This is a genomic window from Pseudomonas sp. AA-38 (assembly GCF_029457475.1).
Taxonomy (GTDB): Bacteria; Pseudomonadota; Gammaproteobacteria; order Pseudomonadales; family Pseudomonadaceae; genus Aquipseudomonas.
Window position 1 is genome coordinate 3941062 of record NZ_CP120359.1, and the last position, 13335, is coordinate 3954396.

12 protein-coding genes and 1 pseudogene are annotated in these 13335 nt (G+C 61.2%); 5 read left to right on the top strand and 8 right to left on the bottom strand.

The window, feature by feature from the left end; translation table 11 throughout:
- The first annotated feature begins 3 nt into the window (after positions 1-3).
- Positions 4-2751: a hybrid sensor histidine kinase/response regulator gene (locus PVE35_RS18140; RefSeq protein ID WP_277372581.1), complete on the top strand. Its 2748-nt coding sequence runs from the start codon at positions 4-6 to the stop codon at positions 2749-2751.
- A gap of 23 nt (positions 2752-2774) precedes the next feature.
- Positions 2775-3020: a YheU family protein gene (locus PVE35_RS18145; RefSeq protein ID WP_277372582.1), complete on the top strand. Its 246-nt coding sequence runs from the start codon at positions 2775-2777 to the stop codon at positions 3018-3020.
- 142 nt (positions 3021-3162) lie between these two features.
- Here PVE35_RS18145 and PVE35_RS18150 read toward each other — a convergent pair whose 3' ends face one another.
- From PVE35_RS18150 to PVE35_RS18165, 4 genes are read right to left on the bottom strand one after another with little or no spacing between them, the layout of a single operon-like run.
- On the bottom strand, positions 3163-3759 hold the full coding sequence (locus PVE35_RS18150; RefSeq protein ID WP_277372584.1) for a DoxX family protein: 597 nt from the start codon (positions 3757-3759) through the stop codon (positions 3163-3165).
- A 3-nt stretch (positions 3760-3762) separates the two neighbouring features.
- Complete coding sequence (locus PVE35_RS18155; protein ID WP_277372585.1) at positions 3763-4473, bottom strand: putative DNA-binding domain-containing protein; 711 nt, start codon at positions 4471-4473, stop codon at positions 3763-3765.
- Positions 4470-5312, bottom strand: a complete 843-nt coding sequence (locus PVE35_RS18160; RefSeq protein ID WP_277372586.1) for a DUF692 domain-containing protein — start codon at positions 5310-5312, stop codon at positions 4470-4472. The genes PVE35_RS18155 and PVE35_RS18160 overlap by 4 nt, the downstream gene beginning before the upstream one ends.
- A gap of 19 nt (positions 5313-5331) precedes the next feature.
- On the bottom strand, positions 5332-5595 hold the full coding sequence (locus PVE35_RS18165; protein WP_277372587.1) for a hypothetical protein: 264 nt from the start codon (positions 5593-5595) through the stop codon (positions 5332-5334).
- 605 nt (positions 5596-6200) lie between these two features.
- Between PVE35_RS18165 and PVE35_RS18170 the strand changes: the two genes are divergently transcribed.
- On the top strand, positions 6201-6773 hold the full coding sequence (locus tag PVE35_RS18170; protein ID WP_277372588.1) for a hypothetical protein: 573 nt from the start codon (positions 6201-6203) through the stop codon (positions 6771-6773).
- Between the two features lie 1432 nt (positions 6774-8205).
- Here the strand turns inward: PVE35_RS18170 and PVE35_RS18175 are convergent.
- The 4 genes and pseudogenes from PVE35_RS18175 to PVE35_RS18190 all read right to left on the bottom strand — a co-directional run.
- Positions 8206-8349, bottom strand: a pseudogene (locus PVE35_RS18175) (anti-sigma factor); the annotation flags it as partial.
- Positions 8350-8663: 314 nt separating this feature from the next.
- Positions 8664-8897, bottom strand: coding sequence for a zf-HC2 domain-containing protein (locus PVE35_RS18180; RefSeq protein WP_268178518.1), 234 nt, complete (start codon positions 8895-8897; stop codon positions 8664-8666).
- Positions 8891-9493, bottom strand: coding sequence for an RNA polymerase sigma factor (locus tag PVE35_RS18185; RefSeq protein ID WP_277372589.1), 603 nt, complete (start codon positions 9491-9493; stop codon positions 8891-8893). Before PVE35_RS18185 ends, PVE35_RS18180 begins: the two co-directional genes overlap by 7 nt.
- Positions 9494-9564: 71 nt before the next feature.
- Complete coding sequence (locus PVE35_RS18190) at positions 9565-10686, bottom strand: beta-ketoacyl-ACP synthase III (protein ID WP_277372590.1); 1122 nt, start codon at positions 10684-10686, stop codon at positions 9565-9567.
- 235 nt (positions 10687-10921) lie between these two features.
- On the opposite strand from PVE35_RS18190, the gene PVE35_RS18195 reads away from it, so the two are divergent.
- Together PVE35_RS18195 and PVE35_RS18200 are read left to right on the top strand one after the other, a co-directional pair.
- Positions 10922-12532 (top strand): FMN-binding glutamate synthase family protein, encoded by a 1611-nt coding sequence (locus PVE35_RS18195; RefSeq protein ID WP_277372591.1) that lies wholly within the window; start codon positions 10922-10924, stop codon positions 12530-12532.
- 35 nt (positions 12533-12567) lie between these two features.
- On the top strand, positions 12568-13299 hold the full coding sequence (locus PVE35_RS18200; RefSeq protein ID WP_277372592.1) for an ABC transporter substrate-binding protein: 732 nt from the start codon (positions 12568-12570) through the stop codon (positions 13297-13299).
- The last annotated feature ends 36 nt before the right edge of the window (positions 13300-13335 follow it).

A 13335-nucleotide genomic window follows, 5' to 3' on the forward strand; every position in this document is an offset into this window, starting at 1 on the left:
TGGATGCCTCGTTTCTGCCTGGCTTTTTTGCTCTTCTGGCTGGCCTGCCCGAGCTGGGCAGGACAATCCATGCCGCTGGACAGGGAAGACATGCGCCTGTCCCTGAGCCCCTACCTGGGCTATCACGAAGACAAGAGCGGCAAAATGAGCGTCGATCAGGTGCTGGCCCTGGATGCGAACGCCTTCGCCCCCATCCAGGCCACCCAACCGAATCTGGGCAAGAACGCTTCGGCCTGGTGGTTCAAGGTCAGCCTGGATAACCGCCTCGGCCATGCCTTGGGCGGTTATCTGGAAGTCAACTACCCGCTGCTCGATCATATCCAGGTCTATCAGCTCGGCCCCGATGGGCAGCGCCTGGAACAGGAAAGCGGCGACCATTTCGCCTTTGCCCAGCGTCCGGTGCAAGTGCGCAACTTCTGGTTTCCCCTGCAGCTCGAACCCGGCACCAGCACCCTGCTGATCAGGGTGGAAACCACCAGCACGGTATTCGTGCCGATGTACTTCGCCACCTATGGCGCCAGCGCCGCCGCCCAGGAAAACCTCATGGGTCTCAACGGCGCGTTCTACGGCGTGCTGTTCGCCATGTTCTGCTACAACCTGTTCCTCTACCTGTCGCTGCGTGAATCGGCCTATCTCTGGTATCTGGCCTACAGCCTCAACGTCGGCCTGCTGGCCACCTGCTTCGACGGCATGCTGTTCAAGCTGCTGCCCGAACACGTGGCGCTGCAGTCGGTGGCCATCTATATCCTGATGTACCTGCATTGCCTCACCGCCATCCAGTTCAGCCGGCATTTCCTCCATATCCGCCAATACTTCCCACGCCTGGATATCGGCCTGCGCCTGCTGATGCTGGCGTGCGTCGGTTGCCTGCTGTCGGTGCCGCTGATCGGTTTCGCCGCCTGGAACATTCTCGCCAGCCTGACCGTCTCGCTGGTGTCGTTGATCCTTCTGCTGACCGGCCTCTACGCCTGGCGCCGTGGTGTGCGCTACGGCTCCTACTACACCCTGGCCTGGGCCATATTGCTGTTCGCCTTCATCCATGCCACCACCGGCTCGCTGGGCCTGGAGCTATTCGGCGTGTTCGGTGGTGCGGCGGTGAAGATCGGCGTGACCATCGAGCTGATCACCCTCTCCATCGGCCTGGCCGACCGCATCAACCTGCTCAAGGAAGAAGGCTTCCAGTCGCGCCGTGCAGCCGAGCAGGCGGAGTTCGAGAACCAGGCCAAGAGCCGTTTCCTGGCCAAGATGAGCCATGAGATCCGCACCCCGCTCAATGGCGTGCTGGGCATGTTGCAATTGCTGCGCGAAACCCAGCTCGACCGCAGCCAGCGCTTCTACGTGGACACCATCGCCAGCTCCGGTAGCTCGCTGATGGCGGTGATCAACGACATCCTCGACTACGCCCGTATCGAGTCCGGCAAGCTGAGCCTGGAGCAGATCGACTTCGATCTCGAAGAGATGATTTCCGAAACCCTCAGCCTGTTCACCGGCCAGGCTCTGGACAAGCATCTGCGCCTCTACGTGAGCCTGGAAAATGGCGTACCGCGACGTATCCAGGGCGACCCGACACGGCTCAAGCAGGTACTGATGAACCTGCTCAGCAATGCCCTCAAGTTCACCGCCGAAGGCCACGTCGCCCTCAGCATCAGCCGGCGCAACGACAGCCAGGGCGCCGCCAGTCTGGTCTTCGCCGTCAGCGACAGCGGCATCGGCATCAGCGAGCAGGTGCTGGCCAAGCTGTTCGACTCCTTCGCCCAGGGCGACTCCAGCACCACGCGCCGCTATGGTGGCAGCGGCCTGGGTCTGGCCATCAGCAAGGAGCTGGTGGAGATGATGGGCGGGCGCTTCGAGGTGCAGAGCACCCTCGGCCAGGGCACGCGCTTCGCCTTCGAGATAGCCCTGCCGCAGACCATCGAGCCACCGGACGAACTCGCTCGCCTGCTCGCTGGGCGCATGGCCCTGCTCGCCTCACTGGATGGCCTGGGGCTGGATGCCATGAGCCGCCTGCTCGGGCGCTGGGGCATGCGCACCGAGCGCTGCCAGACACCGGAGCGCTTGCACGAATATCTGGAAGACTTCAAGGTCGCACCACTGCTGGTATTGATCGCCCCCTGGCCCGGCAGTGTCACGCACTGGCTGGAATCCTTGGCGCCGCTATTGCAGCCGGGCCAGCGCGTGCTACTGGTGTGCCCGCCGGAGCACTGCCATACCCTACCCTCCGGCCAGGGTCTGCGCCTGCAGCACCTGGCCCAACCCGTTGCCGTCAACAGCCTGCGCCAGGCCCTCGACGAGCTCTATCAGGAACCCCGCGCACAGGTGCATACCTTGGTTCGAGAAATACGCAGTGAAAACGGCGATGCGCCGTGCATTCTGGTGGCCGAAGACAACCCGGTGAACCAGTTGGTGGTTCAGGGCTTTCTCAAGAAGCGCGGCTATGACGTGCGCCTGGTCAGCAACGGCAAGGCTGCGGTGGAAACCTACAGCCAGGCACCGGAGGCCTTCCATCTGGTGCTGATGGACTGCGAGATGCCGGAAATGGACGGCTTCGAGGCCACCCGCGACATACGCCGCCTGGAGCGCAACCGGCAATTGCCGGCGGTGCCGATCATCGCCCTGACTGCGCATATCCTGCACGAGCACCGGCAGCACGGCCTGGATGTCGGCATGAACGACTTTCTCAGCAAACCCCTGGACAGCACACTGCTGTACGACACCCTGGAGCGCTACCTGAGCCCACGCTCGGAGCCCTGACAGCGCAACACCGGAGCCCCACCGTGCTGATACCGCCTCATCTGCTGCAAGCCGATACCCTCACCGCCCTGATCGAAGACTTCGTCACCCGTGACGGCACCGACAATGGTGACGAGACGCCGTTGGAAACCCGCGTACAACGGGTACGCCGCGCCCTGGACAAGGGCGAGGCGGTAATCGTCTTCGACCCCGACAGCCAGCAGTGCCAACTGGCGCTCAGACGCGACGTGCCCAAGGAGTGGATCGACGCCCTGCGCGAAGAATCCTGACCTCATCCACGCCAGGACACTTCTAAAAACGTAGACGAGGCAGCCAGCACAAGGCAAAAACAGGCGAAAAAGCGGAGTTTACGAGCTGTAAATGAGCATTTTGAGCCTGTTTTTAACGCGGTGATGGCAACGCAGTTAGTTTTTAGAGGTGTCCGTAGCGCCGCGCCAGCCAGTAATCGACGCTCAACCAACTCCCCGCCCCGCTGAAGAACAGCGCCACCAGCATCACCAGATAAGTGGCGGCGAACTCGATGCCATTGTTCAGCACCACGAACTTGCCGCTGCTCGTCAGCCAGTCGTAATTGCCGTGCTCACGCAGAATCGCCCGCGCCCGTTCGAGCTTTTCCGCCGCGGCCAGCACGCGCTCGTTGGCGAAGGGCGCGGACGGATCGGCAATTGCCTGCCAACCATAGGGCCAATGCACGGTGAAGATCGCCACCAGCATGGTGATGCTCAGGGGAATGCTGATCCAGCGCACGGCAAAGCCGAACAGCAACAGAATGGCGCCACCGGCCTCGGTCAGCGCCGCCGCCCAGGCCAGCAGCTCGGGAAATGGCAGGCCCAGGCCCCAGTCCGGGTTACCGAACCAGGCAGCGGTGGCGTCGATGTCCTTGAGTTTCTGCGTGCCAGCCATCCAGAACACCGGCACCAGATACAGGCGCAACAGCAGCGGGCCGAGAAAATCCAGGCGCCGGGACGCCTCCAGGGCATCCTGGCAGCGATTGAGTAGAGCGATCATGAGTCAGTCCTCGGCGAGGGGAAACCAGATATCCCGTGCCTGCCAGTTATCCAGCAGCGCGCGGGCGTTGTCGAAATAGGCACCGTCAGCAAGCAGGCCGTGGGCATTGGCCAGGCCTTGCAGTGCCTGCATCACCGGCTCACCGGTTTGTAGACGCAGTGCGAGCTGATAGGCGAAAGGCGTCAGCTGCATGAAGCGCACCTTGTCCTGGCTATCGCGCCAGACCAGCAAACAGGTTGGCTGTGCTGGCGGTTGCAACGGGCGGTGCTCGCCCCCTATCAATTGCACCGGCCAGCGGTAGGCCAACGGCCAGGCCAATGGCGACCAGCCTTGTGCAGGCAGTTGCGCCGCGCTGACGTCCAGCGCCAGCTCGACCCACTCGTAATGCGCCAGCTCCAGCATGAACGGCGGATCCTCCGGCTCGGCGCGATACCCCTGCTGCAACCAGGCGATGAACTCCTGGCTGATCTGCGGAAAGTACGGGGTCGCCGCCCGATGCTCGGCGAAGAAGGCGCGCAGCAGCCTCTGCCAACGCTCGCTTGCTAAAACCGCGCGCAGCACCGGAAAGGCACTGCCAACCAGGCTGGCGACATTGTTGAAGAACAGCTCCTCATAGATCGCCATGCGCTCGCCAGTGATACCCGGCAACAGCGCCTGAGCCTCGGGCTGGCGGATGCGCGCGGCGAAGTCGCGCTGTAGTTGTACACCGCTCATGTGCCGTACCTGCTCAGCGGTTGCGCAGCCTGCTGCAGGCTGCGGATATGTGCCAGCTCGGCATACAGCTCGGCCAGCGGCGGGAAGTTGAAATCGCGCTCCAACAGCGTCGGGCGCACGCCATGCTGCGCATAAGCGCTGCTCAGCAGTGCCCACACCGGGTCGATCACCGGCGCACCATGGGTGTCGATCTTCAGGTCTGCCGCCTGGTCGTAATGCCCGGCGACATGCAGATAGGCGATGCGCTCACTGGGCATCGCCGCGATATAGGCAGCGGCATCGAAGCCGAAATTCAGGCTGTTGACGTAGACGTTGTTGACGTCCAGCAACAGTTGGCAGTCCGCGCGCTCCAGCACGGCGCAAACGAAATCCGCCTCGTCCAGCTCGCCCGGCAGGCGTGCATAGGCCGAGACGTTCTCGATGATCAGCGGCCTTCCCAGCACGTCCTGAACGATGCGCACGCGCTCGGCGATGCGCTCGATAGACTCCTCGGAAAACGGCAACGGCATCAGGTCATAGAGCTGACCCTCGTCGGCGCAGGCCGACAGATGCTCGCTGTAAGCCAACACACCGTGCTCGTCGAGAAAGCCCTTGATGGCGTGCAGCAGCTCCATGTTCAGCGGCGCAAAGCCGCCGAGGTTGAGGGACAGACCATGACACAGCAGCGGACGACGCTCGCTCAGGGCGCGCAACTGCTTGCCCAGTCGACCACCGACACCGATCCAGTTCTCCGGTGCCACTTCCAGGAAGTCGGCACCGCTGGCCTCGTCATCGAGCAACTCGGCAAGCAGCCCACGGCGCAAACCCAGGCCGGCCCCTTCCAGTTCTGCCAATTGCATGGCCCGTCCCCCTCTCTGCTTACTCGCTCTTTTCGCCGCCGCATTTACCCTCGGCACCGGCTTTCTTCTCGGCACCGCACGAGCCTTCCTTGTCGGCCTTCATCTCGCCGCCGCACTTGCCTTCACCGCAGGAACCTTCCTGGCTCTTCTCGCCAGCAGCCAGGCTGTAGCCGCTGCTCAGCTCCTGTGCGGCAAAGGGATTGCTCGCGGCCTGCGCGGTAAAGGCCACGGAAGTCAGCAGCGCAGCGCCCAGGGTAGCGGTCAGGGTATTGAGTGGTTTCATGGCATCTCTCCATCGTTTCGGAATGCGGGGCCGGATTGGCGCCCTCGCAGCAATGGACGAGGCAGAGATGTGGGCGTTACAGCGAGGCTGAAAATTTTCGTAGCCCGGATGAAATCCGGGGGCGCTTTGCCCGCTACCAATCGCGGCTACGACTGCATGGATGCTGGAGGTAGAGCGAAGCAGGATGCCAGAGCCGAAAGCCCCTCCCACAGGCACAGGAACATCCAGTACACCGTGGGAGGCGCTTCAGCGGCGAGGCTTTCGATAGCCAGTAGCCCGAACAGCCAGCGCAAACGGTGGATAAGAAAAGCGTCATGCCCCTACGCGCTGCGACTCTGTGTCGACCGTTGATTTCGACACGATCCCTCGCGCACCTTGCACCTTTCCAGTGCCTTTGTGTATACCTACCCAGTAGTAATGAAAGCGTGAAATGTGGAAGTCAAGCGAATACGCGCTGGCGCATACCTCGTTTGCCAAGTCATTGAAAAATTTAAATCTTCCTGAACTTTAAGATTTCATTTTTCGGAGTTATACCGTCTTCCATGCTATTGGATTAGTAGGGAAGACTATCTAATCACTGTTAATTTAATCTCGCTGAGGAGCATATGGATAAAATTCTTGAATCAGCTTTGAGCAATCAAATATTCCAGTGGATCATTGCTGGGTCGTTTGTCATCTTGGCAATAATGCTGATTGTGCTTTTCATCCAGTACAACATAGACAGGGCGCGCGGTCGGCATGCCAAATTCCTTTGGTTTGAAGTAAATGCGGTTCAGCCCAGCCCAGCCTCAGAACCTCTCTCACAACAAAAAACCATCACTGGGAAAAATATAAATACCGGCACCAATCATGGTGAGATTGGAGATAAATACACAGGTCTTCAGCAGCGCGAAGTGACCCAGGAAGATATCGAATTTCTGAAGCAAGAAATATCACGCTTCTCAACACAACATTCCGAAAAGATTGTTCGCTCTCACATAACTCTGGGATATCCAGGCTGCAAAGAGACAACTTTTTTAGCGAATCAACTGGCTGCCGTGCTGCAAAAAATGGGCTTCAATAAGATCGTACCTATGAATCTTCAGACGTTTGGCGTCATTGGTAAGAAGTTCGGCGTTTCTAATGCTCCTGACAACTCACTGATGATAGAGATCTATCCAGCTGACAACGTCGAATAAGCAATTAACAAAACCAAACACAGCGACAGCTTTTCCATTGCGGCTTCGCCTCCACTATACAGATGCGCGTGTTGGCAACGTTAGACAACACAGGAGACGCCTCGATATGCCCCCTCTTTGGATTACCTACGCTTGGGCTGACAACGCTGAAGGAGATTTTGACTACCTCATTCAGCAGCTTGCTGCCGCCGGAGTCGTAGCTTTATATGACCGAGTAGCTCTCATCCCAGGACAGCACCTATGGACACAGCTCGGCGAGCGCATCTGCTCCGATGCGCTCGCCGGCTGGGCATATCTAATTACACCGGCAAGCCTTGCGAGCAGGCCATGCCAAGAGGAACTTGCCTACGCGTTGCAACGGGCAATTGAGACCAAAGAAGAAGCGTTCCCGCTCATTGGCCTTCTACACAATGTATCAATCCGAGACGTTCCACCGGCCTTGCGAGCCCGACTCTGCGTGAACCTAGCGAGTCCGGATTGGATTGAGGAAATTCGTGCTGCCGTAGAACAACGCCCACCTACAAGACACACTGCGACTCAGACTAACCTGATTATTCGGCAGCACGATGCCTACTTGGGCAATGCTGGAATTAAGGCTATCGAGGTACGTCCACGCTTTGGAGACCTTCGGTTCTGGCGCTTCGCTTTTCCAGCGTCTGGACCGCAGCCAATGAGCTTCGGATATGGGCCGGCTAATGGTGGTGGAATATCGGCCACTATGAGCACCGTTATTCGCGGCGAGATCCCGCAAGTGAGCGGTATACCAATGAAGATCTATGGCGCTGGAGATGCAATATCTGCATCCACGTCCGCCTACGCAATCTTCAGTGGTGAAACCCCTGCCAGCTTCATATTCGGTACAGCACGCGAGGGCTTCGGTTTGTTGGATCAAGTTCACGCCGAGTTTCCCTGCAGCGTGGCCTAATCAAGGTATATGGACTCTCCCCACAAGTAGTGAGCAATAGCTTTTCGATCCTGTCGTCAGCGCGGTTGCATTCGTATATCCGGCCTGTTGTGGGCGCTCACGCCCTGGCAACTCTATAATTCGCACGCGGGAGCCAAGCGTTCAAGCGATCACGGGGATAAGAATTGTTATCGGCCTTGTTCCTCTGCCGGACTCGCCTGTTCGACAGCAAGTAGCCTCGGTAGAGCACAGCGAAACCCGGGGGAAATTTGATGGGTTTCGCGTTGCTCTACCCATCCTACGGTGCTCAAACATGGCCACGTTCAGCAACTGGTGTATTGGCCCTATTCGAGCTTCCATCGGGTCGTGGCGATAGGTATTTATGCGAAGGATTGGTGTGGATCGCCGGAACAGGTCGAGGCTGATTGTGGCGACTGAGTGACCCGGTCAGTCGCCAGGTGGTGGATGAAAAAGCGTCATCCACCCTGCGCGAGAGGACGCAACCAAGCCATCCAACAAGGGCGCAGTTCACCCCTGATTGCACCGGTTCTGCGCCAGGCGTTCGGCCAGGGGGTCGAGTTCGGGTAACTCGCCCTCCGACATCTGCCGGATCACCGCCTGGGTCAGTTTCATCTGGCGGATAAAGCGCCGGCAATTGCCGTACATAGCCAGCAAGTAGCCTGGGTAGAGCACAGCGAAACCCGGGGGAAATTCGATGGGTTTCGCGTTGCTCTACCCATCCTACGGTGCTCAAACATGGTCACGTTCAGCGGCTGGTGGATTGGCCCTATTCGAGCTTCCATCGGGCCGTGGCGATGGGTATTTATGCGCAGGATTGGTGTGGATCGCCGGAACAGGTCGAGGCTGATTGTGGCGAGTGCGTGACCCGGCCAGTCGCCAGGTGGTGGATGAAAAAAGCGTCGGCTACGCGCCCCGATCCACCCTACGCGTGAGGACGCAACCGAGCCGTCCAGCAAGAACGCGGTTCACCCCTGATTACGCCGGTTCTGCGCCAGGCGCTCGGCCAGGGCGTCGAGTTCGGGCAGCTCGCCCTCGGGCATTTGCCGGATCACCGCCTGGGTCAGTTTCATCTGGCGGATAAAGCGTCGGCAGTTGCCGCACATGGCCAGGTGCGCGCGCACGGCCAGGCGCTGGCGCAACGTCAGTTGGCCATCGAGAAAATCGCTGGAGTGAGCGACCAGTTCCTTGCAAGTCAGCATTGGCCCGTCTCCTCGAAATGTTCCAGGGTGGCGAAGACTTTCAGGCGTGCCCGGTGCAGCAGCACACGAACATTGGAGAGCGAGATGTCGAGAAGATTACAGATCGCCTCCAGCTCCAGCCCCTGGCGCTCACGCAGCAGCAGGACGCTGCTCTGCAGCTCGGACAGGCTGGTGAGCGTATGTTCCAGGCACTGGCGCAGTTCGTCTTCGGTGAGCAGCGCGTCGGGGCTGTCCTGATGCCAGGTATGGGGGGCCAGCAGCCAGTGGCCGTCATCGGCGAAACGCTCGTCGCCGACCGTGCCATGAGGGGCGGGCAGGTCGTCGAGCAGCACTTCGCGGCGGCTCTGCTTGAGCCGGGTCTTCGCAGTATTGGCGGTGATGGTCAGCAGCCAGGTCTTGAGGCTGGCGCGCCCCTGAAAGCCCGCCAGGTTGCGCACCACGGCGAGCCAGGCATCCTGCACCACCTCGTCGACATGGCGGCTGCCGACGATGGCATAAGCCACCGCTCGCATTGCGCCCTGGTAGCGAGCGACCAACTCGCGGTAGGCCTTTTGCTCACCGGCGAGCAGGCGCTCCAGCAGATCGGATTCGGACATGGCACTCCCGTAGATCGAGCCTGCGCACGCAGCCGAACGCTCCGTGCAGCTCAGGCACTCCTACAGAGAGTTCAACGCTTGCGCAAAATTACACTGCCGATGGAATAACCGGCACCGAAGGAGCTTAGAACACCCAGGCTACCGGCAGGCAAATCATCCTGGTTCTTGTGCAGGGCGATCACCGAACCGGCCGAGCTGGTGTTGGCGTAGGTGTCGAGGATCACCGGCGCCTCGTGCGGCTCGGCATCGCGACCGAGCAGCTTGCGGGCGATCAGCAGGTTCATGTTGAGGTTGGCCTGGTGCAGCCAGAAGCGCTTGACGTCGCCAACGTTGAGCTGGTGCTCGGCCAGGTGCGCGGCGATCAGGTCGGCCACCATCGGGCAGACGTCCCTGAACACCTTGCGGCCTTCCTGCACGAACAGCTTGTCGCGGGCACCGATGCCCTCTTCCGCCGCGCGGTTGAGGAAGCCGAAGTTGTTGCGGATGTTGTTGGAGAACTGGGTCAGCAGCTTGGTGCCGACCACGTCGAACTGGTGCTTGGAGGTGGCCTGGTCGGCGCGCTCGATGATCACCGCGGTGGCGGCGTCACCGAAGATGAAATGGCTGTCGCGGTCGCGGAAGTTGAGGTGACCGGTGCAGATTTCCGGGTTGACCATGAGAATGGCGCGGGCCTGGCCGGTCTGGATCGCGGTGGTCGCGGCCTGGATGCCGAAGGTGGCCGAGGAGCAGGCCACGTTCATGTCGTAGCCCCAGCCCTGAATCCCCAGCGCCGCCTGCACTTCGATGGCCACCGCCGGGTAGGCGCGCTGCAGGTTGGAGCAGGCGACTATCACCCCGTCGATATCGGCGACGGTCTTGCCGGCGCGCTCAAGCGCCTGCTTGGCAGCGCCCACGGCCATCTCGCAGAGGATGCCCCACTCTTCGTTGGAGCGCTCGGGGATGCGCGGCACCATGCGTTGCGGGTCGAGGATGCCGGCCTTGTCGATGACGAAGCGGCTCTTGATGCCCGAGGCCTTCTCGATGAAGGCCGTGCTCGATTCGCTCAACGCCTCCATCTCGCCACGGGCGATGGCCTCGGCGTTATCGGCGTTGAACTGCTGCACATAAGCATTAAAGGACGCCACCAACTCTTCGTTGGAAATGCTGTTGGCCGGGGTGTAGAGGCCAGTACCGCTGATCACGACGTTATGCACGCTCATTCCTCTTCTCGGCCGCGGGCGGCCTCAGGCAGTAGGCCGGCGACAAGCGCGCCGGCCGAAAATCGGGGAGGTGGGCCAAGCTTTGGCGATGGTTGGCTCCGGGCCACTGAGTGTGCCACAGCGCAACGCCTTTCGTCCTCAGCCCTTGAGAGTGTCTGCAAGGACAGAACATGACCACATATAACCTTTTAGTCTAGAGTCTGCGCTTCAGCCAAGCTCAGGAGGCCACATGACCCTTTCCTTGCTCAGCCGCTACGCATTCTTTGCCCTCTGCGTGCTGTTCACCCTGGCCAGCCTGCCCTTTCTGAGTCACGACTGGTTGTGGCCTTTCACCCTGGTCACCGCAGTGCTCAGCCTGATCGGCATCTTCGATCTGTTGCAGACCCGTCACGCGGTAAGGCGCAACTACCCGATCCTTGGCAACATCCGCTATATGGTCGAAGGCATCCGCCCGGAGATCCGCCAGTACCTGCTCGAAGGCGATGCCGAGCAACTGCCGTTTTCCCGCGCGCAGCGTTCGCTGGTCTACGCCCGCGCCAAGGATCAGGGCGCCGACAAGCCCTTCGGTACGCTGAACGATGTGTACCAGAACGGTTTCGAGTTCATCAGCCATTCCATGCGCCCGGCCCCGCTGAGCGATCCAGACGACTTTCGCGTGGAGATCGGTGGGCCGCAGTGCCGCCAGCCGTATTCGGCATCGATGTTCAATATCTCGGCGATGAGCTTCGGCTCGCTCAGCGCCAATGCCATTCGCGCGCTGAACGAGGGCGCCAAGCTGGGCAACTTCTATCACGACACCGGCGAGGGCAGCATTAGCCCCTACCATCGCGAACACGGCGGCGACCTGGTGTGGGAGCTGGGCAGCGGTTACTTCGGCTGCCGCACCGAGGACGGTCACTTCGACCCCGAGCGCTTCGCTGAACAGGCGTGCACGGCGCAGGTGAAGATGATCGAGATCAAGCTCAGCCAGGGCGCCAAGCCGGGCCACGGCGGCATCCTGCCCAAGCACAAGATCACCGCGGAAATCGCCAGCACCCGTGGCGTAGCCATGGGTGAGGACTGCGTCTCACCCTCGAGCCACAGCGCCTTTTCCACGCCTACCGAACTGCTGCAGTTCATCGCCCAACTGCGCGAGCTGTCGGGCGGCAAGCCGGTGGGTTTCAAACTCTGCCTGGGCCACCCCTGGGAGTTCATGGGCATCGTCAAGGCCATGCTGGCTACCGGCATCCTCCCCGACTTCATCGTCGTCGACGGCAAGGAAGGCGGCACCGGCGCCGCGCCGCTGGAGTTCACCGACCATATCGGCGCGCCACTGCGCGAAGGCCTGTTGTTCGTGCACAACACCCTGGTCGGCAGCAATCTGCGCGACAAGATCAAGCTCGGCGCCAGCGGCAAGATCGTCAGCGCCTTCGACATCGCCCGGGTAATGGCCATCGGCGCCGATTGGGCCAACTCGGCACGCGGTTTCATGTTCGCCATCGGTTGCATCCAGTCGCAGAGCTGCCACACCAACAAGTGCCCCACCGGCGTGGCCACTCAGGATCCACTGCGCCAGCGCGCCCTGGTGGTAGAGGACAAGGCCCAGCGGGTTCACAATTTCCACCGCAACACGCTCAAGGCGCTGGCCGAGATGCTCGCCGCCGCCGGCCTCGCACATCCCTCGCAGATCGATGCCAAGCACCTGGTGCAGCGCCTGTCGGCCAGCGAGATCAAGCTGTTCGCCCAGCAACACGTGTTCCTTGCACCGGGTGAGCTGCTCAGTGGCGAGATCAGCGGCGAGTTCTATCAGCGCATGTGGCAGATGGCGCGCGCCGACAGTTTCGAGCCAGCACCGGCTTGAACAGGGTTCGTCCCCTTATCCTGCGCGGCAGCGGCATGCGCCTTCCGCTTCTCGCCTCCTCGCTCCTGCTCAGCCTTGCAGCCTTCGCACAGGAGCAGCGCCCACTGCGTTTCTCGGTGGCCGAAAGCTGGGCCATGCCATTGATGAAAGTCGTCGACGGCCAGGCCACGGACGGGATCGTCTACGACCTGCAGATGCGCCTCGCGCAGAAGGTCAGCCGCCGCGCGCAGATGCTGGTGCTGCCGCGCCTGCGTATCCAGCAGTTGCTGGTCACAGGAGGCATCGACGTGCGCTGCTACCTCAACCCGAGCTGGCTCGGCGCATCACATCACCAGTACATCTGGAGCCTGCCTTTCATGCTCCAGCGCGACCTGATCGTCGCGCGCGATGCCGACCCCGACTTCAGCCTGGAACGGCTGCGGGGCGAGCGCCTGGGGACAGTGCTGGGTTTCAGCTATCCCACTCTGGAGCCGCTCCTGAGCAACAGCGACATACACCGTGAAGATGCCCGCACGCAGGAACTGGCCCTGGAAAAACTCGAGGCAGGCCGTTATCACTACGCGATCAGCAGCCAACTCAGCCTGGACTGGTTCAACCGCAACCAGCCCCAGGAGAAACGCCTGCATGCCCTCGCGCAAGTCAGTGCCGACCTGATCTCCTGCATCGTCCGCGACGCCCCGGACGTGCCGACCCAGGCCCTGCTGCGGGCGCTGGTACAAATGAAGCAGGACGGCGAGTTCGAGGCCATCCTCGAACGCTATCGTTAAGGCCTGATGCGTACGACAAGCCTCAGTCTGGAGCCG

Excerpts from the sequence above, each read along its gene's own strand:
- PVE35_RS18165 (WP_277372587.1), bottom strand. The coding sequence starts at position 5,595 with ATGAAACCACTCAATACCCTGACCGCTACCCTGGGCGCTGCGCTGCTG.
- PVE35_RS18155 (WP_277372585.1), bottom strand. The coding sequence starts at position 4,473 with ATGAGCGGTGTACAACTACAGCGCGACTTCGCCGCGCGCATCCGCCAG.
- PVE35_RS18180 (WP_268178518.1), bottom strand. The coding sequence starts at position 8,897 with ATGCTGACTTGCAAGGAACTGGTCGCTCACTCCAGCGATTTTCTCGAT.
- PVE35_RS18185 (WP_277372589.1), bottom strand. The coding sequence starts at position 9,493 with ATGTCCGAATCCGATCTGCTGGAGCGCCTGCTCGCCGGTGAGCAAAAG.
- PVE35_RS18200 (WP_277372592.1), top strand. The coding sequence starts at position 12,568 with ATGCGCCTTCCGCTTCTCGCCTCCTCGCTCCTGCTCAGCCTTGCAGCC.
- PVE35_RS18195 (WP_277372591.1), top strand. The coding sequence starts at position 10,922 with ATGACCCTTTCCTTGCTCAGCCGCTACGCATTCTTTGCCCTCTGCGTG.
- PVE35_RS18150 (WP_277372584.1), bottom strand. The coding sequence starts at position 3,759 with ATGATCGCTCTACTCAATCGCTGCCAGGATGCCCTGGAGGCGTCCCGG.
- PVE35_RS18170 (WP_277372588.1), top strand. The coding sequence starts at position 6,201 with ATGGATAAAATTCTTGAATCAGCTTTGAGCAATCAAATATTCCAGTGG.
- PVE35_RS18160 (WP_277372586.1), bottom strand. The coding sequence starts at position 5,312 with ATGCAATTGGCAGAACTGGAAGGGGCCGGCCTGGGTTTGCGCCGTGGG.
- PVE35_RS18140 (WP_277372581.1), top strand. The coding sequence starts at position 4 with ATGCCTCGTTTCTGCCTGGCTTTTTTGCTCTTCTGGCTGGCCTGCCCG.